This is a genomic window from Thermodesulfobacterium thermophilum DSM 1276 (genome assembly GCF_000421605.1).
Classification (GTDB): domain Bacteria; phylum Desulfobacterota; class Thermodesulfobacteria; order Thermodesulfobacteriales; family Thermodesulfobacteriaceae; genus Thermodesulfobacterium; species Thermodesulfobacterium thermophilum.
In genome coordinates this window covers 12,146-37,189 of sequence record NZ_ATXI01000012.1, presented here as the reverse complement: position 1 = coordinate 37,189, position 25,044 = coordinate 12,146, and the positions used below count along the sequence as shown (strand labels likewise).

General features: G+C 38.4%; 25 protein-coding genes and 1 pseudogene. All 26 read left to right on the top strand.

Annotation, left to right across the window (positions count from 1 at the left end; all coding sequences use genetic code 11):
- Positions 1-58: 58 nt before the first annotated feature.
- A complete protein-coding gene (locus tag H529_RS0106750) occupies positions 59-2,215 on the top strand; it encodes an LPS-assembly protein LptD (RefSeq protein ID WP_155984469.1) in 2,157 nt (718 codons plus the stop codon).
- Complete coding sequence (locus H529_RS11475) at positions 2,179-2,670, top strand: 23S rRNA (pseudouridine(1915)-N(3))-methyltransferase RlmH (RefSeq protein WP_081642275.1); 492 nt, start codon at positions 2,179-2,181, stop codon at positions 2,668-2,670. The genes H529_RS0106750 and H529_RS11475 overlap by 37 nt, the downstream gene beginning before the upstream one ends.
- 97 nt (positions 2,671-2,767) lie before the next feature.
- On the top strand, positions 2,768-3,970 hold the full coding sequence (locus H529_RS0106740) for a TolB-like translocation protein (RefSeq protein ID WP_022855763.1): 1,203 nt from the start codon (positions 2,768-2,770) through the stop codon (positions 3,968-3,970).
- 44 nt (positions 3,971-4,014) lie between these two features.
- The gene (locus H529_RS0106735) at positions 4,015-4,632 is read left to right on the top strand and encodes a respiratory nitrate reductase subunit gamma (protein ID WP_211209647.1); all 618 of its coding nucleotides are present in this window, start codon (positions 4,015-4,017) and stop codon (positions 4,630-4,632) included.
- Between the two features lie 8 nt (positions 4,633-4,640).
- Positions 4,641-5,969, top strand: a complete 1,329-nt coding sequence (locus H529_RS0106730; RefSeq protein WP_028843106.1) for a (Fe-S)-binding protein — start codon at positions 4,641-4,643, stop codon at positions 5,967-5,969.
- A 1-nt stretch (position 5,970) separates the two neighbouring features.
- Positions 5,971-7,581 carry a sulfate respiration complex hexadecaheme cytochrome HmcA gene (gene hmcA / locus H529_RS0106725; protein WP_022855760.1) on the top strand — a complete coding sequence of 537 codons (1,611 nt, stop codon included), beginning with the start codon at positions 5,971-5,973 and terminating at the stop codon, positions 7,579-7,581.
- 153 nt (positions 7,582-7,734) lie between these two features.
- The gene (locus tag H529_RS10455) at positions 7,735-8,676 is read left to right on the top strand and encodes a 4Fe-4S dicluster domain-containing protein (RefSeq protein ID WP_245540277.1); all 942 of its coding nucleotides are present in this window, start codon (positions 7,735-7,737) and stop codon (positions 8,674-8,676) included.
- 2 nt (positions 8,677-8,678) lie between these two features.
- Positions 8,679-9,869, top strand: a complete 1,191-nt coding sequence (gene nrfD, locus H529_RS0106710) for an NrfD/PsrC family molybdoenzyme membrane anchor subunit (RefSeq protein ID WP_022855757.1) — start codon at positions 8,679-8,681, stop codon at positions 9,867-9,869.
- 156 nt (positions 9,870-10,025) lie between these two features.
- Entirely contained in the window at positions 10,026-12,113 is a 2,088-nt protein-coding gene (locus H529_RS0106705) for a molybdopterin-dependent oxidoreductase (protein ID WP_022855756.1), read from the top strand.
- A 14-nt stretch (positions 12,114-12,127) separates the two neighbouring features.
- Positions 12,128-12,634, top strand: coding sequence for a 4Fe-4S dicluster domain-containing protein (locus H529_RS0106700; RefSeq protein ID WP_022855755.1), 507 nt, complete (start codon positions 12,128-12,130; stop codon positions 12,632-12,634).
- 1 nt (position 12,635) lies between these two features.
- Positions 12,636-13,133 (top strand): NADH-quinone oxidoreductase subunit B, encoded by a 498-nt coding sequence (locus tag H529_RS0106695; RefSeq protein WP_081642277.1) that lies wholly within the window; start codon positions 12,636-12,638, stop codon positions 13,131-13,133.
- Positions 13,130-14,335: an NADH-quinone oxidoreductase subunit D gene (locus H529_RS0106690; protein ID WP_022855753.1), complete on the top strand. Its 1,206-nt coding sequence runs from the start codon at positions 13,130-13,132 to the stop codon at positions 14,333-14,335. Before H529_RS0106695 ends, H529_RS0106690 begins: the two co-directional genes overlap by 4 nt.
- Positions 14,332-14,892 (top strand): NADH-quinone oxidoreductase subunit NuoI, encoded by a 561-nt coding sequence (gene nuoI / locus H529_RS0106685; protein WP_022855752.1) that lies wholly within the window; start codon positions 14,332-14,334, stop codon positions 14,890-14,892. Before H529_RS0106690 ends, nuoI begins: the two co-directional genes overlap by 4 nt.
- A gap of 3 nt (positions 14,893-14,895) precedes the next feature.
- Positions 14,896-15,279 carry an NADH-quinone oxidoreductase subunit A gene (locus tag H529_RS0106680; protein WP_022855751.1) on the top strand — a complete coding sequence of 128 codons (384 nt, stop codon included), beginning with the start codon at positions 14,896-14,898 and terminating at the stop codon, positions 15,277-15,279.
- Complete coding sequence (locus H529_RS0106675) at positions 15,261-15,743, top strand: NADH-quinone oxidoreductase subunit C (RefSeq protein ID WP_022855750.1); 483 nt, start codon at positions 15,261-15,263, stop codon at positions 15,741-15,743. Before H529_RS0106680 ends, H529_RS0106675 begins: the two co-directional genes overlap by 19 nt.
- A gap of 21 nt (positions 15,744-15,764) precedes the next feature.
- Entirely contained in the window at positions 15,765-16,778 is a 1,014-nt protein-coding gene (nuoH, locus tag H529_RS0106670) for an NADH-quinone oxidoreductase subunit NuoH (RefSeq protein ID WP_022855749.1), read from the top strand.
- Between the two features lie 9 nt (positions 16,779-16,787).
- Positions 16,788-17,309, top strand: a complete 522-nt coding sequence (locus H529_RS10450; RefSeq protein ID WP_022855748.1) for an NADH-quinone oxidoreductase subunit J family protein — start codon at positions 16,788-16,790, stop codon at positions 17,307-17,309.
- A complete protein-coding gene (gene nuoK, locus H529_RS0106660) occupies positions 17,296-17,601 on the top strand; it encodes an NADH-quinone oxidoreductase subunit NuoK (RefSeq protein ID WP_022855747.1) in 306 nt (101 codons plus the stop codon). The genes H529_RS10450 and nuoK overlap by 14 nt, the downstream gene beginning before the upstream one ends.
- Position 17,602: 1 nt before the next feature.
- Positions 17,603-19,084: a monovalent cation/H+ antiporter subunit D family protein gene (locus H529_RS0106655; RefSeq protein ID WP_022855746.1), complete on the top strand. Its 1,482-nt coding sequence runs from the start codon at positions 17,603-17,605 to the stop codon at positions 19,082-19,084.
- Positions 19,081-19,230, top strand: coding sequence for a hypothetical protein (locus tag H529_RS11590; protein WP_022855745.1), 150 nt, complete (start codon positions 19,081-19,083; stop codon positions 19,228-19,230). Before H529_RS0106655 ends, H529_RS11590 begins: the two co-directional genes overlap by 4 nt.
- 16 nt (positions 19,231-19,246) lie before the next feature.
- Positions 19,247-19,498 (top strand): hypothetical protein, encoded by a 252-nt coding sequence (locus H529_RS0106645; protein ID WP_022855744.1) that lies wholly within the window; start codon positions 19,247-19,249, stop codon positions 19,496-19,498.
- A complete protein-coding gene (locus H529_RS0106640; RefSeq protein WP_022855743.1) occupies positions 19,488-21,266 on the top strand; it encodes a Na(+)/H(+) antiporter subunit D in 1,779 nt (592 codons plus the stop codon). Before H529_RS0106645 ends, H529_RS0106640 begins: the two co-directional genes overlap by 11 nt.
- Positions 21,267-21,278: 12 nt before the next feature.
- Positions 21,279-22,745 carry an NADH-quinone oxidoreductase subunit M gene (locus tag H529_RS0106635; RefSeq protein ID WP_022855742.1) on the top strand — a complete coding sequence of 489 codons (1,467 nt, stop codon included), beginning with the start codon at positions 21,279-21,281 and terminating at the stop codon, positions 22,743-22,745.
- 30 nt (positions 22,746-22,775) lie between these two features.
- Entirely contained in the window at positions 22,776-24,140 is a 1,365-nt protein-coding gene (locus tag H529_RS10445) for an NADH-quinone oxidoreductase subunit N (RefSeq protein WP_022855741.1), read from the top strand.
- 157 nt (positions 24,141-24,297) lie between these two features.
- Positions 24,298-24,711: a hypothetical protein gene (locus tag H529_RS0106625; RefSeq protein WP_162138244.1), complete on the top strand. Its 414-nt coding sequence runs from the start codon at positions 24,298-24,300 to the stop codon at positions 24,709-24,711.
- A 12-nt stretch (positions 24,712-24,723) separates the two neighbouring features.
- Positions 24,724-25,041 (top strand): annotated as a pseudogene (locus tag H529_RS0106620) (cache domain-containing protein); the annotation flags it as partial.
- Positions 25,042-25,044 lie beyond the last annotated feature (3 nt).

The window sequence follows — 25,044 nt, the reverse complement described above, 5'->3', positions numbered from 1 at the left end:
CGATCGTTTAGGATTTTTTACTCTAAAGCTATCTTTTATCATGGGCTTTCGGGTTAAGTTGATTTTTTCAAAGGTATTTTTATGGTTAATTTCGGTCTGCTTCTTTTTTGTCCCTGTTCAAGCTTTTGGTTCTGTTTCTAAACCTTTGGAGGTTACTGCTCAAAAGGTAGAAGCCTTTAATAATTTTAAAATTTTGGTAGCTGAAGGGGATGTGGTAATTCAGACTAACAGTATGCTCATCTGGGCTCAAAGGGTTAAATATGAAGTTTCTACCCGCTATTTAATCCTTTATCAGTATAAAATTTTCGATTTTACCAAAAATGCTATCCTTGAAGGAGATCAAGCCTTCTTAGACTTGAGAAACGAAGAGTTTTGGGGACAAAACATTTTTATGTTTTTGAAAAAAGAAGGGATCAGGATTAAAGCTAAAGATTTACATAAAAACGCCTTAAACGAATACTTGGCTAAAAGTGCCTTGGTTACCTCTTGTGAGTTTGACTGTGAAAACGAAAAAGATTTTCCTCCCTGGAGCTTAGAAGTTCGAGAGTTTGTTTTGACCCCAGAAGGGATAAGTACAGGAGAGGCTACCAAGTTTAAGATAAAAAAACAAACTGTGGTTTCTGTGCCTAAAACAGCCTATGTTCCCAAGGTAACCCTCCCGATGGTTCCTCAAAGAAGTACAGGTTTTTTATTTCCTAAAATAATTCAAGGAAATAGATTAGGGTTAGGCCTTCAACTACCTTTTTTCTGGCCATATACCGACCAGGTTGACTTTACCTTATCGCCTATGTTTCTGACCAAAAGAGGTTTGTTGTTAGATTTAGAAAGCCAGTTCAGGCTGATGGAACCTTTAGAAGGGGTTTTAAAGTTAAGATATTTAAAGGATAATAAAGAAACTTTACTTGGCGATACAGAAAAAGAGGAAGAGAAAAAACATAAATGGTGGGTTGCTGGGAAAATCGATTACACACCTAAACCAAACCTTGATTTTCATCTGGACATAGATGTGGTCTCCAATAAAGACTTTTTGGAAGAGTTTGATGTAGGAGAAAACGGGTTTTCCTCTTCAAAAAGTTTTTTTTTAGAAAGGTTTCATCGCACTTTAGAAGAAAAAAATCAAGAATATAGAACATCTCGTTTTTGGGCTCAATATTATCGTGGTAGTCTTTATTCAAGGATAGAAAGTTCTTATCTTGACTATCATGGCCTTTCTGACAAAGACACGGTTTTACAACCTCTTTGGGGTTTTCGTCTAAATTTGTTGCCTTTTAAGACCATAGGAAACCTTATGACAAACTTTAGTTTGGTACATAACTATAGCTTTAGAAAAGAAGGATATTATGGGCATAAACTAAGCTCAAACTTAGAGTTGGCTTATCCTTTTAGAACCTCTTTTTTGTTTAACGAGTTTAAGGCAAGTTATTTCCTAAACCATTTTATCCTTGACGATTCTACAGGTTTTTCAAAAAACAGTTTAAACAATCATTACTACGATGTTTCTTTTACCACCTACACTCAGATTTTTAAGTTTTACGAAATACCTCTACCTTTAAACCGCAATTTAACCTTCTTACATGTCTTAAAGCCATATGTAAGCTATTATTTTAAGAAAAAACCTTCTGAAACCAACCTACCGGTTTTTAACTATGAAGACCTTTCTCATGAAGAGATAAATACCTTAGAGTATGGGTTATGGCAACTTTTTAGACTTAAAAACCAGCCAGACTTTTTAAGAGTAAAGGTTTACCAGCAGTATCAGTTTAACGCAGAGGAAACTCCTACCGCTACCTCAAGTGAAAAGAGAAAATTTTCAGACTTAGGCCTTCAGGTGTTGTTAAATTACACCCCACATCTTTCTTTAAGATATGATGGAAGTTATAACTTTTATGGATTAGGTTTTAAAAAACACTCCTTTTACCTTGGGTTAACTGACTGGATGGTTGACCGTTTGGGGCTTACTTTTCAAGATGATAAAGCCTGGAATACAAGACAACTTACCCTTTCCCTTTCTCACCGATTTTTTCAAAGGTTGCAAACAGATTTTTATCTGAGTAGAAATTTAAGGCTTAAAGAAAATACCGAGATGAGGTTTGGTCTTTCTTATGTGCATGATTGCTATCTGTTAGGGGGAGGTGTTTCAGTCACCCCTAAGGACACAAAATTTTTCTTTAGGGTAGAATTAAAAGGTTTAGGAGGTTACGGATTAGAAAAATAAAGGTTTTAGCTCCAGGGCCTTTAAAGTTCAGTTTTATAGAAGAAGGAATTTCTTATTATGCCAAAAAAATTTCACCGCTATGTCCTGTAGAGGTATGTCTACCCAGGGTTAAAGGTGGGGTAGAGAAAAAGGAAGAAAGACTGAGGATAGAAAAAAAGGTATTAGAAAAGTATTTTACTGAAGACGAATTTTTGGTGATTTTAGATGAGAGAGGACAATTCCTTAATACCATAGAGCTTGCCTCTAAAATCGAAAAATGGCTTGAAGCCTCAAAAGATTTATGTTTTTTAGTAGGAGGTCCTGAGGGAATATCTCCCGAGTTAAAACATAAAGCCCATTTTCTTCTTAGTCTTTCTCCTCTAACCCTTAACCACGAAATAGCTATTTTGGTGTTGATGGAAGCCCTTTACCGAAGTTTTACCATATTAAAGAAAATTCCCTATCATAGGGCATAATAAATAAAAAATAAGATAAAAAATACAATTTTTAGCTAAAATCGTCGAAAAACACTCTTGACTTTTATTCTCATTATCGCTAAATACTTTAGCTAAGATGTCCTGGGTAGACCTTCGAGTATTAGAAAAATATGCAAATTTTTCAGAATTGGTGGTTAACTCTTTAGGAGATAAAATAGCCACGGTTGTTGAGGATGAAGAAGGACAAAGGTTTATTTGGGTTAATGGTAAGACCATAGATGGGCCTTTTGAAAGGGTAAATTTCCTTCAGTTTACACCTAACGGAGATTTGATAGCTTCTGTTCAAAAAGACGGATTGTGGACAGTTTGGAAAGAAGGTGTTTTATGGGAAGAGTTTTTTGAATATCTATGGAACCTAAAAACAGATAACTCAGGGCAGAAGGTCTTAGCTAACGTTAAAATCGACGGAAATTATACAGTCTGTGTAGACGGAGTTCCTTGGAGTCATAGTTTTTATGATACCAGAGATCTTTTTGTGTCTCCTACAGGGGCTAAAGTAGCTACTTATGTGAGGTTAGAAAACTATCCGGTGTTAGAGATTTTTAACTTTGCCAAAGGAATGTGGTCGCTTGCGGTAAACGACGTTTTTTGGGATAAAAAGTTTTTAGCCCTTTTTGGTTGTTGCTTTAGCCCTAAGGAGACAAGGGTAGCTACAGCTGTAAGACTTACTGACAGAAGCTTTACCATAGTGGTGGATAATGTGTGTTGGGAAAAAAGTTTTTACCAGGTTTGGGAACCAAGGTTTTTAGATGAGAATCAGGTGGTTGCTCCTGTAAAAACTTCTCGAGGATGGGAGTTATACTGTAATGGTAGTCCTTTTTGGGAAAGGTCTTTTACCCAGTTATGGAACCTTAAGGTTTTCCCTGAAAAAAAGAGGGTGGCAGCGATTGTGGCCTTAGAGCTTGGAAAGTGGACCTTAGCTGTAGATGGGAAGACTTGGAAGCCAACCTTTGGACAGATGGTGTTAGAGCCCCATTTTAGCCCTGATGGAGAAAGGATCGCCGCGGTAGTAAGACATCAAAACCGATGGGGGCTGGTGGTAAACGAGGTTTGTTGGGACCTTGTTTGGGAAAGGATAGGAGACCCTGTATTTAGTCCTAAGGGTGGCAAAATAGCAGCTAAAGCCGAAAAAGATGGAGGATATTATCTCCTGGTAGAAAATAAGGTTTTAGAAGGCCCTTATACCTATTTATGGGACCCGGTGTTTTTAGAAGAAGACACCCTTTTGATAAGAGGGATAAAGGAAAAAAGCTATTTTACAAAAGAAATTAAGGTGTAAATCTTATGACCTTTTTTGAGATAGTAAGGGGGCCCTTGGCTTGGGTGTCTTTTTTGATCTTCTTTTTAGGTTTAGTTTATAATCTTTATAACTTTTTTAAAAAAGCTAAAAAAGATAAGATACTTTATGGATATTTTAGTTTTAAACATACGATTAGGTCTTATCTTTTTTGGCTTTTACCTTTTGGTAGCTATAGCATGAGACAAAGACCTCTTTTTACCGCGATAAGTTATGTCTTTCATGTAGGACTTTTGTTAACTCCTATATTCTTTTTAGGTCATATCGAGCTGTGGAAGGAATCCTGGGGGATAAGCTGGTGGGCTTTACCTAATATTGTTTCTGATTTTTTAACAGTCTTAACCATTATCTGTGGAGTTATTTTACTTTTGAGACGTTTTTTGGTTAAGGATGTTAAGTATCTAAGCACCCCCGTAGATTATGCTCTTTTAGTTCTGGTGATCTTAGTTTTTTTAACCGGGTTTTTAGCAAGATATCAGCTGGTTTTTACCTATCAGGTTATAGCAGGTTTACATATTTTGTTGGGAGAGGTAATGTTAATTTTTATTCCCTTTACCAAGCTTTCGCATATCTTTTATTTTTGGTTGATTAGAGCCCATACTGCCTCAGAGTTTGGTGCAGTTAGGCGCTCAAAAGACTATTGAGGAAAAAAATGGAAGGCTTTGTAAGAAAACCGGTTTTTGATATAGGGATAGACAAAACGATAGAACGATTAGACAAACAAAAGATTAAAAGGGCTATCGAGAGGGTTTTAAACGAAGAGGCTACAGTAAGATTTAAGATCTTTTTAGAAACTTGTATGCGGTGTGGAATGTGTTCTGAGTCTTGTCATCACTATCTTTCCCATGACAGAGACCCAAGTTATGCGCCGGCCTCTAAAGTAAAGCTCACCTTAGGAGATTTAATTGCTAAAAAAGGTAAAATAGAAAAAGCCGATTTAAAGCGATATGCAAGGATTGCTTTTACCGAATGTAATCTTTGTCGCCGGTGTACTCAGTTTTGTCCCTTTGGGATTGACATTGCCTACTTGATCTCTTTGGTGAGAAGACTTTGTGGAGTTTTAGGAGTAGCTCCTCAGTTTATTCAGGACCAAGTCTACAGTCATATGTCCTCTTACAACATGCTCTGGTTTAAACAGGATGAATGGATAGACACGATACAATGGATAGAGGATGAGCTAAGGTATGAGATAAAAAATGCAAGGATCCCTCTTGGGAAAAAAGATGCAGACATTCTGTTGCTTATCCACGGTCTTGAAGCCAAATATATGACCCCTTTACTTTCTAACATGCTTAAGATTATGCTTGCCTCAGGGGTTGATTTTACTTTACCTGACACAGACGGTTGGGATTATACCAATAAGTCTCTCTATATGCATGATTTTGAGACGATGACGTTGGTAACCAAAAGGCATTACGAGATAGCCTCTAAACTAAGGGTTAAAAGGATTTTGATTACAGAGTGCGGACATGCCTATAGAGCAGCGCTTTATGAATCAGCAAGACTTTTAGGCTGGAAAGAGGCCCCTATACCTTTTATCCATGCGGTAGAGTTTTTCTATGAAATCTTAGTCCAGGGAAAGATAAAGATCGCTCATAAGGTTAAAGAAAAGGCTACCTTACAAGATCCTTGCAACATAGTGAGATACAGAGGGTTAGGACCAAAACTTAGGTTTATAGTTAGGCAACTTTGTGAAGATTTTGTGGAAATGACCCCTAATCAAGAATACAATTATTGTTGTAGCTCAGGCGGGGGGATGGTTGATGCAGGGCCTCCCTGGAAGGGGGCAAGGATAGAAGGAGGAAAAGTCAAGATAGAACAGATAAAAGAAACAGGGGCATCTTTAGTGATAGCACCTTGTCATACCTGTCATAAGGGGATAGAAGATTTGATTGAGCACTATAAAGTAGACGCTCATGTTAAATTTTTGGCAGACCTAATAGCAGAACATATGGAAATCCCTGAGAGGTTAAGACCTTAGGATGAAGAAAGAAACAGTCTTGTTGATTTTAGGGTTAGGTTTGACGGTTTTATTCTGGTGCTGTTTGAGTAATCCCTTGGCTTTAACTGAACCCTTTAGAAAAGTGGAAAAAACTTTAACTCCTACAGAGGTACAGAAAAATCTTCTTCTTATTAAACATCCTGAGGTTTTTGGGAGGTTAGAGTATGCCCCTGTTTTGTTTAACCACCTAAAACATGTTAAGGCGTTAGAAAAAGAAGGTTGTGGGGTTTGTCACCCGGTAGATAATAACAAGAATCTACGTTTTGTTTTTCCTAAGGAGTTTTTATCTGTGAAAGATCCAGAAAAGTTAAAAGACCTTTACCATCAAGCTTGCATTAAATGCCATCAACAGAAAAAGCTTGAGCAAAAACCTTATGGTCCGGTAAGATTTTCTTGTGGGGATTGCCATGTAAATATTTATGCGTACAAGGATATAAACTATCCTAAGTTTGATTTTGATTTTGTTTACCATGAAACCCATGTCAAAGAATTAGACCAAAAATGTGAGAAATGTCATCATACCTATGATTTAGAAGAACTTGATAAAGGGAAGGCTCTAAAATATATCAAAGGTAAAGAAGAATCTTGCTACTATTGCCATGATTTTACTAAGAAGAGAGGTCCTGAGTTAATCAAGATATTGAAGATAGCTCAAGAAAAAAGTTTAAATCTTTCTCAAGCCTTTCATGGGTTATGTTTGAACTGTCATGTAGAATTAAAAAAGGATGGGAAAAAGGGTGGTCCGATAATCTGCAGTGATTGTCATAAAGGAGAAAAAAGGTCTTTAGAAGATCTGTCTAAAGCTCCAAGGCCAGATAGAGGCCAAAAAGAGCTTTATTGGATGGAATTCCCTAAAGCTTCTAAGATGAAAGCAGTAGTGTTTAATCACCGAATTCACCAGTTTACAGCCCAGAAATGTAGAGATTGTCATCATGAAAGGCTTAAAGGGTGTCGGAATTGTCATACTCTAGAAGGTAGTCCTAAAGGAAATTTTGTAAATGCTGTCACAGCTTTTCATTCAGTGTTTTCAGACAGAAGCTGTCAAGGATGTCATCAGAAGGAAATAAATGCAAAAAAAGAATGTTTAGCTTGTCATCATCTTGACAAAAAAGAAACCTCTCGCACAGAAGTTGCTTCTGAAACTACTTGTGTTAAATGCCATACAGGTAGAGCGAGGTCTGATATTAAAAATTTAAAACCCTATTCAGGAGAGATAAAAACTCAAGTAGAAATAGAGGTTTTATCCAAGGAGTTTGAAAAGGCAACCATGCCTCATCAAAAGATAGTGAAAAGTTTGGTTGCTAAGACCTCAGGCAATAGACTTGCGGTATACTTCCACGATAAGGAAGAAACCCTCTGTAAAGGATGTCATCATAAAACGAACCCTGAAGGGAAAATAAAAGGACAAGAGGTTAAATGCAGTTCTTGCCATGGAATAGGTTTTGATGCTTTACACCCTGAAAGGCCAAGATTGCAGGCAGCTTATCATGGACAGTGTATTAAATGCCATGAGTATTTAAAGATAGAAAAGGCTATGAGTTGTGATAGTTGCCATAAACCTAAAAAAGAAAGAGGTTTATTCAGTTTTTAGGGAGAAAAAATGTACATATGGGAAAAGCTTTTTAGTTATCATGGTGCGGAATATGTGATTTCTGGAGCCGCGTTTTTTATGTTCATCCTGCTTTTTTTATGGTTTAAGCCTAAGAAAAAGTTTTAGGAAATGGGTATGAAGAGAAGGGATTTTTTGAAAGGTTTTTTGGGTTTACCTGGGATTTTGGGAATAGGTTCAGCCTCTAAATTTATCGAAGAAGAAAGAGCTTTTAAAACCACCCGTACCCAGGCCAACGCTAAGAACTGGGAGATCTACCTAAAAAGAAAAGAGAGCAAGTACGAACCTAAAGAAGGAAGTTATGGCGTACTTTTTGATGCTACTAAATGTATAGGGTGTCGTAGATGTGAATGGGCCTGTAATGAATGGAATAAAAACCCTAATCAGCCGATAGAAAATTTTGAAAGGTCAAGATTTGAAACCAATTCAGTTTTTGAAAAAATTAGAAGACCTTCTGCCGGTGCTTTTACGGTAGTAAATCGGTTTGAGGTTGATGGAAAGGTTATCTATGTAAAAAGACAATGTATGCACTGTTTAGACCCAGCCTGTGCTTCTTCGTGCTTTGTTGGGGCTTTTACAAGGACAGAAGAAGGGGCGGTGATTTATAATCCTACGGTATGTGTAGGATGTAGGTATTGTATGGTTGCCTGTCCCTTTGACATTCCTGCCTATGAATACTATGACCCTTTAACCCCACAGGTTACTAAATGCACGATGTGCTTTGACAGGATGGTTGAAGGCAAAGTACCTGCCTGTGTGGCTGTTTGTTCGGCTGATGCCCTTAAATTTGGGAAAAGAGAAGATTTATTGAAACTTGCCCATAAGCTGATAGCCGACAATCCAGATAGATATTTTCCTAAGGTCTATGGGCAGGACGATTTTGGTGGGACAAGCTGGTTATATCTCTCTCCGGTACCTTTTGAAAGGATAGAATTGCCTACTGGACTTAAAAAAAGTCCGGCGGTTTATACCAGAAACTATCTTTTTGCGGTAAAGGTGTTAGAAATTTTAGCCTCCCCGGTGCTGGTCTACTTAGCTTATAAGGCTATGTCTAAGAAGGGTAAAGACGAGGAATAAAGATGGAAAAGTTTGTTTTAAAGGGATTTAAACAAAAGTTGCTTTTAGCCCCAGATTTTAAGTCTTATGTTTTTGGACTTTTTACCCCGTGGAATGTGATAGCAGGTATAATTTTGCTTTTTGGTTTTTATGCGATGGTTTATAGGCTTATTTTTGGCCTTGGTCCTGCTACCAACTTAAACAACGACTATCCCTGGGGGCTGTGGATAGCCTTTGACATTTTAGCAGGTATTGCCCTTGCAGCTCCTGGGTTAACCTTAGGGACGGCGGTTTATCTTTTTGGACTGAAGGATTACAAGAGTTTTGCCAGACCTGCCATCCTTTCAAGCCTGTTAGGATATGTTTTTGCGGTTATAGCCCTTCTTTTTGACCTTGGAAGGTATTATCGGGTGTTTTATCCTATCGTTTGGTCCTGGGGTTTGGAATCAGTGCTGTTTTTAGTTGGATGGCATTTCTTTCTGTATGTCATCATCTGTGTGGTTGAGTGGTTTCCTGCCTTTTTTGAATGGTTAGGGCAAGAAAGGTTGAGAAACTTCTTTTCTTCCTTGGGGATTTGGGCTACGGCTTTTGGGGTGATCATAGCCGGTGGCCATCAGTCAGCCTTAGGAGCACTTTTTTTGATAGCTCCAACCAAGCTACATCCCCTCTGGTATTCTCCTTTGTTGCCTCTATTTTTCCTTATTACAGCAGTATTAGGTGGAATGGCTGTGGTGGTGATAGAAAGTTCGATTACTCATAGATATTTTAAACATCAGCTTAAGAGGTTTGACCCAAAGGAATTTGATAAAAAGACCCTTGGTCTTGGAAAAGCTTTGGCTGTGGTTTTGACGTTATATCTTCTTCTTAAAGGATTAGACCTTTTCCATCAAGAAAAACTAAACTACATAAGTTCTACCTATGGGGTACTTTTTGTGTTAGAACATTTGCTTTTTGGTGTAATTCCATTGATTTTACTTTTATGGGCCGTAAAGGAAGAAAAACCTTTTTGGGTTAGGATATTGTCTTTTTGGATAGCCTTAGGGATAATAGTTAATCGTCTGATCGTCTGTTTGATCGCCTATAACTGGTATATTCCTTGGTCTCAAAAATACTATCCCTCTTGGATGGAGGTTGCACTTTCTCTTTCGATGGTTGTGTTAGTCATCTTGTCTACCAGGTTTATGATAAGAAGACTTCCTATCCTTTCAGACTAATTGCTGTCCTTTTTGGGACAACCTGCAGTCCAAATAGGTAATCGGTTAGTAGAAAAAGTCTTTATTAGACAAGTAAGTTTGTTTCTGCTTTTAGGCATAAATTTTGTTATTAAACTCCATAAAAACTTGAGGTAAAAAGCAGGCAGGGGAGGGCATATGAAAAAACAGGTGTTTTCTGTATGTGGGATGTGTTCTGCAAGGTGTCCTATAAGGGTTGAGGTAACAGATGGAAGGATTACCTGGATAGAGGGTAATCCCTATGCAGCTGGTATCGAGGGTTCAATCTGTGCCAGGGGTTCTGCTGGGTTGGTTCACGTATATGATTTTGAGCGTCCTCAAGGTCCTATGGTAAGAGTAGGAGAGAGAGGGTCAGGAGAGTGGAAAAGGGTTTCCTGGGATGAAGCTTTGAACTATATTGCCAACAGACTTTCTGAGATAATTGGTAAGTATGGACCTAAGTCAGTGGCTCTTTTAGACCGAGGAGGTGGTCTTTTTGGAGAAATGCAAAGGGTTTTTATCAAGGCGATAGGTTCTCCTAACTATTTTAACCATGATGACCTGTGTAGAAAAGACGCAGATTTAGCTTTTCAAAGTTTAATCGGTATTCAGAGAAATCAAATAAGTTATGATTTTGCCAACGCCAGACATATAGTGTCTTTTGGTAGGGCCTTTTTTGATGCAGTGGTGGTTAAAGAGGCTAACAATGTGTTAAAAGCTTTAGAAAAGGGAGCTAAACTTACCTATTTTGACCCAAGGGTAAACGTAACTGCCACCAAGGCAACACGATACTTAAGAATCAGACCTGGGACAGACTATGCTGTAGTACTGGCTTTGATCCATCAAATTTTAAAAGAAGATTTATACGACAGGGATTTTGTAAATAAGTATATGTTAGGTATTACAGATTTAGAAGAATTTATAAAACCTTATACTCCTAAGTGGGCTGAGGCAGAGTCTGGAGTTCCTGAGTACCAAATCATAAAATTGGCAAGAGAACTTTCTGAGGCTAAGCCAAGGGTGATAATCTATCCTTACTGGTTTGGTGCAAGGTATACAGATTCTTTCTATTATGCCAGGGCAGTCTGGATATTAAACTTTTTACTTGGGAATTTGGAACAAAAAGGAGGTTTGATTTTAGCTAAATCTCCTAAAGAGGTAGGGGCTCAACCGTTAAAAAGTCTCTTAGACCCCATTCCAGCCCCTCAAGATAAACGAATTGAGGCTGAATTAGGTAAAGGATTTTTGTATGATGGAGCTGGCCATATCTTACATCTCTACAAAGCGATCAAAACTGAAGAACCCTATCCTATAAAAGCGCTTTTTGTGTATAGATATGACCCTTTTGCGGGGATGCCGTTAGAAGATATTAAGGAAATCACCAGGAAACTTGAACTTTTAGTCCATATTCCTGTAGATTACGGGACTACCAGTTGGTTTGCCGATGTTATCCTTCCAGAATCAACCTATCTTGAAAGGGATGACATCATTGGTTTACAGAGAGGGGCTAAACCTGCTTTTATTTTAAGAAGGAAGGCCATCGACCCGGTTTATGATACCAAACCCAGGTGGTGGATTTTTACCCAGTTATGTAAAAAGCTTGGTTTGGAAAAATACGTCCCCTATGAAAGTATTGAGGACATCTGGAATTATCAATTAGAGGGTACAGGGATAAAAATCGAGGACTTTGAGGCTAAGGGTTTTGTTTCGCTTTGTAAGGAGCAGGTTCTTTATTCTCGGGATCAGCTAAAGTTTAAAACTCCTTCCGGAAAGATCGAAATTGTTTCTTCCAAGATGCAAGAAAGAGAGGTACCAATCTTTTATCCTTATAAAACTCCAGAGAAACCTAAGGTAGAAGAGGGAGAGTTTAGACTTATTTTTGGAAGAGCAGCCATGCATACCCATGTTAGAACCCAGAATAATCCGTTACTAAATGAAATCAAACCAGAAAACGAACTTTGGATAAACGACGAGGTAGCAGAAAGATTAGGGATTAAGAATGGGGATTGGGTAGAGGTCTCCTCAGGAGACTATACAGGAAAGATCAAGGCCAAAGTAACTCCTTTTATCCATCCTGAGGCAGTGTTTATGGTAAGAGGATATCAAAACGACATTCCCTGGCTTAGCAGGGTTTATGGTAAAGGGCTTAACGAGGGAAGATTGCTTAAAGGAGCTTTTGATAAATTTGCATTAGGAAGCCATACAGGTGTTCTTTTTGAAAACTTTGTAAAAGTAAAAAAAGCTTAAGAAGGAGGGGAGTTATGAGCCTTTATTATATATATCAGAACCACAACAGATGTATCGGTTGTTTTGCCTGTGAAGTTCACTGTAAAACCAACAAAGGGTTAGGCCCTGGGCCAAGGCTTTGCAGGATCATCCCAACTGATATCAAAGCTATAAACGAACAGGTGGTTCAACGGTTTATCTTTATGCCCTGTTTTCATTGTGAAGACCCCTGGTGTGTAAAAGCCTGCCCCACAGGAGCCATGCAGAAAAGGGCTAAAGATGGAATAGTTTTTGTAGAACCAAATCTTTGTGTAGGTTGTAAAAACTGTATCACTGCCTGTCCCTGGGGTATTCCTCAGTTTAACCCAGAGACCGGGAAAGTAGTTAAATGTGATTATTGTAAAGACAGGATTGACCAGGGACTTTTACCTGCTTGTGTGTCTAAATGTACTACCCATGCTTTAAAATGGGTTTCAGCTCAAGAAGCTTCTACTATTAAAAGAGAAAAGTTTGTAAAGGAAGCCTATGCTAACCTCTATTAAGATGGAAAACCCTACGGTTGAAATAGCAGACGGGGTAAAGTTGGTAAAAGGGACTGATAGTGTCCTTCTCACCACCCTTGATAAACTCATAAACTGGGGCCGGGCAAATTCGCTTTGGCCCCTTACCTTTGGGCTTGCCTGTTGTGCTATAGAGATGATGGCAGCCGGTGCCAGTCACTATGATTTTGATAGGTTAGGGGTTCTTTTTAGAGCCTCTCCTCGTCAAGCAGATTTGATGATAGTAGCCGGAACGGTTACCTATAAAATGGCTCCGATTGTGAGAAGGCTTTATGATCAGATGCCAGAGCCTAAGTTCGTTATTGCGGTAGGTAGCTGTGCCTCAACCGGAGGAATTTTTCAAACCTATAGTGTTTTGCAAGGGGTAGACCAGATCCTTCCGGTAGATGTTTACATACCTGGTTGTCCACCAAGGCCAGAGGCTTTTTTCCAGGGGGTTATAAAATTACAACAAAAAATTTTAGAAGGTTATAACAAATGAAAGGGTATGTTTTAGAACAGATAGAACCCTCAAAGTTTGTTTTACAAATGGGTCCTCACCATCCAGCTACCCATGGAGTGTTAAAGCTTTTTCTAGAACTTGAGGGGGAAAGGGTTGCCCGCTGTAGGCCTGAGGTAGGGTATCTTCATCGAGGTATAGAAAAGCTTGCTGAGACTAAAACCTATCCTCAAGTTGTACCTTTAACCGATAGGTTAGATTACATCGCAAGCATGATAAACAACGTAGGTTATTGTGTGGCTGTTGAGAGACTTTTAGGAATAGAACCTCCTCCAAGAGCTAAGTTTCTTCGTACTATGGTCTGCGAATTGTCAAGGATTAGCAATCATTTACTTTGGTTAGCTACTCATGCCCTTGATATAGGTGCGATGACAGTTTTTCTATATTGTTTTAGAGAAAGAGAACAGATCCTCTGGTTTTTAGAAGAAATTTGCGGAGCAAGGCTTACCTTTAGTTATCCAAGAATAGGAGGAGTAAGGATTGATGTAGAAGAAAAAACCTTAGAAAAAATAGACAGGTTTATCGATGGATTTTTTCAAAAAATAGATGAATACGAGGGTTTGCTTACAGAAAACAGGATTTGGATAGCCCGTACCAGAGGGGTTGGAGTTATAAATCCTGAAGATGCTATAGCTTATGGTCTTACAGGTCCCAGTCTTAGGGGTTCGGGAATAAACTATGATGTAAGAAAACATTTCCCTTATGACGCATACAGTGAGGTAGATTTTGAGGTCCCGGTAGGAAAACACGGAGATACCTATGATAGATATTTATGTCGTGTCCAAGAGATGAGGCAATCTGCTAAAATAGTTAAACAATGTATTCAGAAAATGCCAGAAGGAAGTATCCTGGCAGAAAACGCTATAGAGTTAGACCTTCCCCCTTCTGGTAAAAAAAAGCTTCATCCAGAAGGTTGGTCTACCGGTGCTTTTATTTCTTTTTTAAAAGAGAAGGAACCTCTTTTACCTGAAGGGGAAATCTATTCAGCAGTAGAAGGGGCAAAAGGAGAACTTGGGTTTTTTATCATAAGTGATGGGTCAGGGAGACCTTACCGGGTAAGGATTAGGGTGCCCTCTTTTATACATATTTCAGCCATTCCTAAGCTTGCAGAGGGTCAGTTTTTGGCAGACGTGGTAGCCATCATTGGAACCCTTGATATCGTTATGGGAGAGGCTGATAAATGAAACAACTGTTAAAAAAGATTTTATTGATAGACCTTATAAAAGGGCTTTTAATCACCTTAAGAACCATTTTTACCCAGCCGGTTACCATAAGATACCCCAAACAAAAAAGGGAAATAACCCCAGGTTTTAGAGGAAGACATGCCTTAGTTAGAGACCCTGAAACAGGTAAAGAGAGATGTGTGGCCTGTTTAAGATGTGCAAGAGTTTGTCCTTCTCAGTGCATCTACATTGGATACAAGGAAGATGAAACCTCAGGAAGAAGAGTGCTTACTAAATATGAAATTGAGGCCTTTAGATGTGTTTATTGTGGATATTGTGTAGAGGTATGCCCTGTAAATGCTATCGTCCTTACTGAGTTTTATGAGTATGCAGCATACGATAAAGAGGAAAATTACTTTACCAAAGAAAAGTTACTTCAAAACTGGGATGAGTTTTTAAGCCTTTATAAGCATCAAGAATATTTAAACAAGTTCTGGTATCTAAGAGGGATAGAAAGGATAAGACTTCCTTATGAAAAAAGGTTTCCTAACCCTATCAGGATTAAACAGGAGGGTTAACCTGTGACCCCAGGCACTTACTTACCGATAAAATACTTGCCTGTTTTTTTGATGTTAATTTTGGCTACCATTTTTAGTGTGGCTGCGATTTTTATAAATCAATTGCTTAGTCCAAAGAAAAAGACCGCTGTGAAACTTATGGCCTATGAATCAGGTAATTTGCCTTCAGGAGAGGTAAGAGAAAGGTTCTTCATCGGTTATTATGTGTTAGCTATCCTTTTTGTGGTGTTTGACGTGGAGTTGGTCTTTCTTTTTCCTTGGGCCTTAACCTTTAATAGCCTTGGTTTTCTTGGTTTCTGGGGGATGCTGTTTTTTATCTTTCTTATTTTGTTAGGCTATTTTTATGAGATCAAAAAGGAGGCTTTGGAATGGTTGAAGAGATCTTAAAGGACCTTCAACAGCAATTTAAAGAAGAAATTTTAGAGATAGGAGAGTTTAGAACACAAAAATTCTTGGTGGTAAAAAAAGATAGGATTAAAGACATTTTAAGATGGCTTAAAGAGAATTGGAGTTTTAACCATCTGCAAGACCTTTTTGGGGTAGATTTTTTAGGGAAGATCCCTCGTTTTGCGGTAGTTTATCAGCTTTACAGCCTTCCTAATAAGGTTCAGCTTAGGATCAAAGCCCTTATCGATGAAGAAGACCTTACCATAGACAGTGTAGTAGACCTTTGGCCTGTTGCCAACTGGTTAGAAAGGGAATGCTATGACATGTTTGGGATCATTTTTAAAGGGCATCCAGATTTAAAAAGGATTTACATGCCAGAAGACTGGAAAGGTTATCCTTTGAGAAAAGATTTTCCTGTTAAAGGGGAAGGCCTCTGGGATGGAGTAAAGGACCTAATCCGTTAGACTTAGGGAGAAGGACAAACCATGGATAGAACTTTAGATTTTTATCAGTTTGGGTTTTTAGTTTTAAAAACTGTATTTATCTTTGCTATAACCTTGGTGCATGTGGCCTTTACCACCTATGCTGAAAGAAAGATAATCGGAAGAGCTCAGGCACGTTTTGGTCCAAAAGAAGTAGGACCTCATGGTATTCTTCAGCCTTTAGCTGATTTTTTAAAAATTTTCGGAAAAGAAGACATAATCCCTCAATCTGCCTATCAACCGGTATTTAAGATAGCTCCGATTATAGTTTTTGCTTTTACCGCGGTTAATCTTACGGTCATCCCTTTTGAGCAAGGTTTTATTTTAGCAGACCTCAACGTAGGAGTTCTTTTTATTCTGGCTTCAGCCAGTTTGGCAGTTTATGGTATTATCCTTGCAGGTTGGTCCTCTAACAGTAGATATTCCTTTTTAGGTGGACTAAGGTCAGCTGCTCAGGTGCTAAGCTACGAAATCGCTCTAACCTTAAGCTTAGCCTCGGTAGTTCTTATGGCAGGATCTCTTAAGCTGAGCGACATCGTCGTTGCTCAGCATAACTCCTTTTTTGGTTTTTATGCCATACCTCAGATAATAGGTTTCGTGGTTTTTGTGATCGCTGCCTTTGCTGAAACCAACAGAACCCCTTTTGACCTTCCTGAGGCAGAAACCGAGCTGGTTGCTGGATATCTAACCGAATATAGTGCTTTTAGGTATGCCTTGTTTTTCCTCGGAGAATATACAGCTATGTACATCATGGCAAGCCTGGCAGCGCTGTGTTATTTAGGTGGATGGACCGTTCCTAAATATGTGATTGCTATTCTTCCTTTTTTGAAGTGGATACCAGGATGGGTGTGGTTTTTGTTAAAGGTGTATCTTTTTATCTTTCTTTATATCTGGGTTAGGGCTACTTTCCCAAGATACAGGTTTGACCAGTTGTTAAGTCTTGGATGGAAAGTTCTAATACCTTTGGGATTTGTGAACCTTTTTATTACCATCTTGTTTAAAAAGTTGTTTGCATAGGAGAAAAGGATGGTTCTACAAGGTCTTTTTCTTTATTTTGCCTTGATGATTTTAGGGACAGGGATTTTAGGTATTACTCAGAAAAATCCTGTAAAAAGTTTGCTCTGGATTTTATTAACCTTTGTGCATTTAGGAGGGTTATATCTTTTACTTAATGCAGAATTTTTAGCGGTGGTACAGATTATAGTTTATGCAGGGGCGATCTTGGTGATGTTTTTGTTTGTCATCTTTCTGTTAGACCTGAAAGAGGAAGAAAAAGGTGAGGTGTTTTTAAAGTCTTGGCAGTTAAGAGTTTGGGCTATTCTTTTGCTGGTGTTTTTTTTAGTAATAGGTGGTTTGAATTATAAAATTTTTTATCAAGGTCCTTATACCATAGAGTTTATAGAAAAGGAAGGACACAGTAAAGCCTTAGGCTTGGTTCTTTTTAGCGACTATGTTTATCCTCTTATTTTGTTAGGGTTTATCCTTTTAGTACCCCTTATTGGGATAGGAATTATGCTTTTTGGGAGGAAGACTAATGGTTCCTCTTAGCTGGTATCTTATTGTAAGCTTTTGTCTTTTTGGGATAGGTCTGGTAGGTTTTCTTATCAGAAGAAACCTGATAATGTTACTTCTTTCTATAGAGATTATGCTTAATGCAGTCAATCTTTCTTTAGTGGCTTTAGGCCATTATTTACAAGACATAAGACCTCAGGTTATCGCGCTTTTTATCATAGGGTGTGCTGCTGGAGCTGTAGCTGTGGGTCTTATTCTCTTGGTTATAACCTATCGTAATAAAGCAACCTTAAAAGTAGACGAATTCAATTTATTGAGGGAAGACTAAGATGGTAGTAGAAACCTCTATCACACCTTTGCTCTGTGTGCTGGTTTCTCTTTTAGCTATACCCTTTATCATCGCTACCGGAGAAAGGAATCCTAACTTAAGAGAATTCTGGTCTGTTTTGGCAGGTATAATCAAATTTATCTTGGTTTTATCGATGGTCCCTGAGGTAGTTTCAGGAAAGATTTTAGAGTTTGAAGTTTTCTCTATACTTCCTGGTATTTCCTTGAAGTTTAGAGTAGATGCGATGGGACTGCTTTTTGCCCTTGGAGCCTCATTTTTATGGATCATTACTACGTTTTATTCTATAGGATACATGAGGGGGCATCACGAACAAAAACAAACTCGATTTTATGCTTGTTTTGCTGGTGCACTTTCTTCTACCATAGGGGTTGCCTTTTCTGCCAACCTTTTTACGATGTTTTTATTTTACGAAGCCCTTACCTTTGTAACCTATCCTTTAGTGGCTCATCATGAGACACAAGAGGCTCGAGCCGGGGCGAGAAAGTATGCCATTTATTTGATAGGTTCTGCTAAGCTGTTTTTGGTAGCAGCCATAACCATCACTTATCTTTTAGCAGGTACCCTTGAGTTTCAAAAAGGAGGAATCTTCCCTAACCATATAGTAGAGGCTCATCGAGGACTTTTAAGTGTACTTTTTCTTATGTATTTTTATGGATTTGCCAAGGCTGCTGCGATGCCTTTACATGGTTGGCTTCCTGCGGCGATGGTGGCACCTACCCCAGTTTCTGCTCTTCTTCATGCGGTAGCGGTAGTAAAGACAGGGGTTTTTACCGTGTTAAGAACTATATTTTTTGTGTTTGGTCAAGAAACGATGAAACTTCTTTATACCACGGACTTGGCACTTTTTATAGCAGCCTTTACCATTACCACTGCTTCGATCATCGCCCTTACCAGAGATAACTTAAAAGCAAGGCTTGCCTATTCAACCGTTAGCCAACTTTCATACATCTTACTCGGTGCTCTTTTGCTTACCTACCATAGTACCATCGGAAGTATCATTCATATCTCTAACCATGCCTTTGCCAAAATAACCCTCTTTTTTTGTGCTGGCTCTATCTATGTTTGTGCTCACAAAACCGAGGTTAGTCAACTTGACGGTATAGCCAAAAAACTTCCTATCACTATGGCTGCTTTTACGATAGGGGCTCTTGGTATGGTAGGTATCCCTCTGGTAGGAGGGTTTATTACCAAATGGTATCTCCTTCTTGGTACCATAGAAGCCCAAAATCTTTGGACCTTAGGTGTACTCCTCTTTAGTTCTTTGCTTAATGCAGGCTATTTTTTTCCCATAGTTTATAGGGCTTATTTTAAGGAATATAAGGGAGAAGGGCATGAAACCCATCACGTAGTAAGAGAAAATCCTTTTATGGCTACCACCCTTTTGATTACAGCTATCATCAGCGTTATTTTAGGCCTTTATCCGGACTTTTTAATAAACCTTGCTAAGGAGGTTATTAGGTGAGCTTGCCTCAGGAAAATGGAGCCCAAGAAAGACAAATACTAAAACATAATCCCTGGCCAGGATATAGAAAGGCCTTTTACATAGTTTTTAGCGTCGCCGTTTTATATTTAATTTTAATCTTTTATTTAGGATACAAGCCTCACTAAAGAGGGGGTTACCCTTATGCAACAAGAAAAAAAGGGTTTTTTTGATTATCAGGATAACGTTAAGAGGTTTTTAAGAGGGTTTTATCTATTTTTGGTGCTGGTAGTTTTAATAGACCCCTTTATCCACAAACATGCTTATTTTGGTTTTGATGGTTATCCTTCTTTTTATGGAACTTTTGGTTTTGTAGCCTGTGTGTTGTTGGTGTTAGCAGCAAAGCATATTTTAAGGCCTCTGGTAATGAGGAGGGAAGACTACTATGATGATTAACATACCCCCTGCACTCATCCTCATCTTTGGAAGTTTGTTAATTCCTTTTTTAAGAGGTAGGCTTAGGAGCGTTTATATAATAGGATTACCGCTTTTGACTTTTTTCTATGTAATTAGTTTGTCAGAGGGTATCTCATGGGTTTTTAAGGTGCTTGATTTAGAGCTTGTTTTAAAAAGGGTAGACAGGTTGTCTTTGCCTTTTGGGTATATTTTTTCTTTAATTTCGGTGATAGCTGCCATCTACAGCCTTCATGTTAAAGACAACCTTCATTTAGTATCTGCTTTTATCTATGCAGGTGCAGCTTTAGGGGTGGTTTTTGCAGGAGACTTGGCTACTCTTTATGTTTTCTGGGAGATTATGGCTTTAGCTTCAACCTTGGTCATCCTTACAGCCAGGACTAAAAAAGCTATCTCGGCAGGTATGAGATATCTGTTGGTTCATTTAGCCGGAGGTTTGTTGCTTTTAGGAGGTATAGTCCTTTGGTTTAAACAAACAGGTTCTCTTAAGTTTGATTATATCGGTTTAAATTATCAAGATTTAGCTTCTTGGCTTATCTTTCTGGGGTTTGGGATTAACGCTGCCTTTCCTATCCTTCATGCCTGGCTTCCTGATGCTTATCCTGAGTCTACCGAAACAGGAACGGTCTTCCTTTCTGCTTTTACAACCAAGACAGCAGTCTATGTTTTGGCAAGAAGTTTTTACGGGACAGAGCTTTTAATCTATATAGGGGCTTTGATGACCGCTTTTCCTATATTTTATGCTGTAATCGAAAATAATCTCAGGCGAGTGCTTTCCTATAGCCTTATAAACCAGGTTGGATTTATGATCACAGGTATTGGAATTGGGACCCAACTTTCTTTAAACGGTACAGTAGCCCATGCTTTTTGCCATATTCTGTATAAAGCCTTACTTTTTATGTCCATGGGGGCAGTACTTTACAGAACCGGAAAAATAAACGCTACTGACCTGGGGGGATTATATAAGTATATGCCTCTTACGACGATATTCTGTATCGTTGGTGCAGCTTCTATTTCTGGTGTTCCTTTAACCAGTGGTTTTGTTAGTAAGTCTATGATAGTTTCTGCCGCTGGTGAAGGAGGAATGCTATTTATATGGTTGACGCTTTTATTTGCTTCTGCTGGTGTATTCCATCACTCGGGGATTAAAATTCCCTTTTTTGCCTTTTTCAGCCATGACTCCGGCTTAAAACCCAAGGAAGCTCCTACTCATATGTTGGTAGCCATGGGAATAGCGGCTTTTCTATGTGTGGCTATAGGTGTTTTTCCTGGACTACTTTATTCCATCTTACCTTACCCTGTGGATTATCAACCTTATACCCCAGCCCATGTAATCGATCAAACACAGCTTCTTGCTTTTTCGGCCTTAGCTTTTACCCTACTTATGCTTTCAGGTCTTTATCCTCCTGAAATCAGATGTGTAAACCTTGATACTGACTGGTTTTATCGCAAGGCCACAGGTGGGTTTCTGGTTTTGGCAGAAAAGGTAATCGCTAAGATAGACTATCAGATAATCGGTGAGGCTTACGAAAAAATCTTTGTAAGAGGTATGTTAGCCTTAGCAAGGCTTTCTAAAAAGATTGATACTTCTGGGGTTGACAAAAGTTACCATACCTTAGCCAAAGGGTCTTTAAAGTTAAGTGAGATTATAAAAGTAATTCAAACAGGAAAGGTTTCTGATTATGCCTTTCTCATGATTATAGGTTTGATAACCCTTTTGTTAATTTTGGTTTTACCGATGCTTTCTTAAAGGGGTGAATAGATGGGTGAATTAGGCTTTCCAACCCTTTCTTTTCTTATTTTCTTTCCTTTGTTAGGGGCTGCTTTGATCTTTCTGGTTAAAAAAGATGGTTTGGCTAAGTTTATTGCCTTAGGGACTACCCTGTTAAACTTGGTCTTTGGTATTCCTTTGTGGACAAATTTTGACAAAACCAATCCACAGTTTCAATTTGTAGAAACCTTTCGGTGGATTCCTTTCTTAAACGCTTACTATAAGGTCGGGATAGACGGAATAAGTTTACTTTTTGTTATGTTAACCCTTTTAATCAGTGTTTTATGTGTGTTGTGTTCCTGGACAGCCATTAAACAAAGGGTAAAGGAGTTTTATGCCTTGCTTTTGATGATGGAAACCATCATGTTAGGGGTTTTCTGTGCGTTAGACATGTTTTTGTTTTATGTATTTTGGGAAGCGATGCTTATTCCGATGTTTTTACTTATAGGTATCTGGGGAAGTTATAACCGAATCTATGCCTCGGTTAAGTTCGTAATCTTTACCTTTGCTGGTAGTGTGTTGATGTTAATAGGGATTATCGTGCTTTACTATGCAGGAGGAAAGACCTTTGATGTTATAGAGCTTTCTAAAGTTCAATTACCTGTAAACCTTCAATACTGGCTGTTTTTAGCCTTTTTTGTAGCTTTTGCCGTGAAGGTTCCCATGTTTCCCTTCCATACCTGGCTTCCTGATGCCCACACAGAAGCCCCTACCGCAGGTTCTGTTATTTTAGCAGGTATTCTTCTTAAAGTTGGAGCCTATGGATTTTTAAGGTTTACCATTCCTTTCTGTCCAGAAGCAACCCTTGGCTTAAAAGAGATAATGCAAGTCCTTTCTATCACAGCGATCGTTTATGGAGCCTTAGTCACCCTTATGCAAACAGACTTTAAACGTTTGATAGCCTATTCCAGTATAAGCCACATGGGTTTTGTTACATTGGGTATTTTTACCCTGAATAAAGAAGCTATAGAAGGAGCGATCCTTCAAATGATCAATCACGGTATAGTAACTGGTGCGCTTTTTATGTGTATAGGTGCTATCTACGAAAGAACGCACACAAGAGACCTGAGTAAATATGGAGGACTTGGCAAAGTTGTTCCGATTTTTGTGTTTTTTTACACCCTTTTTTCTGCTGCAGCCATAGGTTTTCCAGGCACTAACTCTTTTATAGGGGAATTTTTGATAGCCCTTGGTGTTTTTAAAGACAGAATCCTTTTAGGAGCTTTTTTACCTCTGGGATTTGTCTTGGGAACCGCTTATATGGTTTGGCTTTATTATCGGGTTGTATTAAAAGAGGTGCCTGCTGAGATTAAAGACCAACTTTATGACCTCAACCTAAGAGAAGTGCTAATGTTTATACCTTTAGTGGTCTTGGTTTTTATGATAGGATTTTATCCTCAGGTGCTTTTAGGTGTGTTAAAAGACTCGGTGATACAAATCATCAATTTTCTAACTTAAGGCCTTTAGAAAGGGTTTTAGGAGGTAACCATGATAAACTTAACTCCGTTTTTTCCTGAACTTCTTTTTATAGGATTTACTTTGTTTTATTTTGTATTAGGCCTTTGGATAAAAAAAAGGGTGGTTCATTCCTTGCTGGTAATCGCTTTTTCTGTTTTAACTTTGCTTACGTTGTTTCAGGTTCAGGGAGAAGCCTTTAAAGGGATGTTTGTAGCCGATTCCTTTAGTCAAATCTTAAAACTTGTGTTTTTGATAAACTTGGGGATTTGTAGCCTTTTGGGTATGAATTACTCCCAGATAAAGGATGACCTCTTTTATGAGTTTAACCTTCTTCTTATGCTTAGCACCTTAGGGATGATGTTTATGGTTTCCTCCAAGGAACTTTTAAGCCTTTTTCTTTCCTTAGAGTTTATGTCCCTTTGTCTTTATCTTTTGGCTGGTTTTGTGGTAACAGACCCTAAGGCAAACGAGGCCTCCCTTAAGTATTATCTCTTAGGTAGTATGTTTTCAGCCTTGCTGATTTTAGGGATTTCTATCTTTTACAGTATATTTGGAGGAACAACCTTTAAGGTTATCGCTGAGAACCTTTCCTTGATTTCTCAACATTCTTTCTATCTTTTTACAGGAACCATACTGATCCTTTCTGCCTTTACTTTTAAGGCTGGGCTTGCCCCTTTTCATCAGTGGTCTCCTGATGTTTACGAAGGTGCTCCTACTCCGGTGACAGCTTTTATGTCTGTAGGCCCTAAGGTTGCTGCCATAGGGGCTATGGCAAGTTTTCTCACCGAAGCTTTGTCTCAAAAACCTGAACTATGGGTAGGCCCTTTGATTTTTGTAGCCCTTTTAACCGCGGCCATAGGTAATGTTTTAGCCTTAAGACAGGTCAATCTTAAACGTCTTCTTGCCTATTCTTCTATAGCCCATGCAGGCTATCTTTTACTTGCGGTTATAGCCTGCTCAAACTCAGGACTAAAAGCTATTTCTTTTTACGCTCTTGTGTATACCTTTATGAACCTTGGTGCCTTTGCTACTCTTATTTCTTTTCCTCAAGGAGAAAGGATAAATGGTTTTTTAGGACTTTCTCATGTTAATCTGTTTTTAGCTGTATCCATGTTAGTTTTCCTTTTTTCCCTGACAGGCCTTCCCCCTTTTGGTGGTTTTGTAGCCAAATTTTTTATATTTAAGTCTATCATAGAGTCTGGATATACCTGGGTTGCGGTAATCTGTATTCTTTTCAGCATCCTTTCAGCATACTACTATCTAAGGGTAGGTGTAAAGATGTTTTTTTATGAAGGGCAAATCTCTATGCCTTCTATGGCTATATCTTTAAGATTGGTACTTGTTGTTGCCCTATGCTTTACCATTATCCTCGGGGTTTTTCCCTTTTTACCTTAAAAATATCTGTAATATCTTTTTAATTTAAAACTATATTAAATATATAAGCTTAAAAAGAAGGGATTGGTATGGCAATCTTTCATTAATTAACCAGTTAAAAAAGAGACTTTTTTACATTTCATTGGTCTTCTTTTTGATAACCGGCTTCTTTTTGTATGTGGTTACCAAGCATTTTATCTATGCTAAAGATACAGAAAAACTTGTTGGGATTCTTGCAAACGCTTATAAGATAACCATTAAAGATGAAAGTGAAATTCTTGTCTCCTATGCGTCCTTGCTTGCTCAAACTAAATCGGTAAGTGAGGTTTATGTATCTCTTCTTAAAGAAGCTGGTACACTTTCTGAGGTAAATGATGCTAACAAAAAGATTTTTGAAAAGTATGGTCAAATCCTTCGTGAAACAGTAACTCCTCAGATTAAATCAGCTGGATTGAATAAATATCATATACATTTTCATCTCCCTGGCCCAAGGTCTTTTTTACGCTGGAACCGTCCTCAAGGGGAAGATGTAAACCTTGACGACTTATCCACATTTCGTTTTACTGTTGCTAAAGTGCAGAAAGAAAAATAACCTCTTTCCGGCCTTGAGGCAGGAAGAGATGGTCTTTTCCTTAGGGGTATTGCTCCTATAGTAAGAGATGGACAAACCCTGGGTTCTGTTGAATTGGGAATGAATCTTAGAGATTTAGTTAAAAATTTACAAACTACTTATAGTCAAATTTCCCATTATGTGATCCTTGTAAACAAGGACTTAGAAAAGATTATGAGCCCCTATCTTGCTAAGGGTAAGGCCAAAGTTTTAGACAAAGTAATTCTTTATGCTAAAACCGAAAACATCGACGAGAACTTACTAAAAAGCTTCTTAATGCCAAAAAATATCCTGTTGAGATTGGCTCTTTAGTTT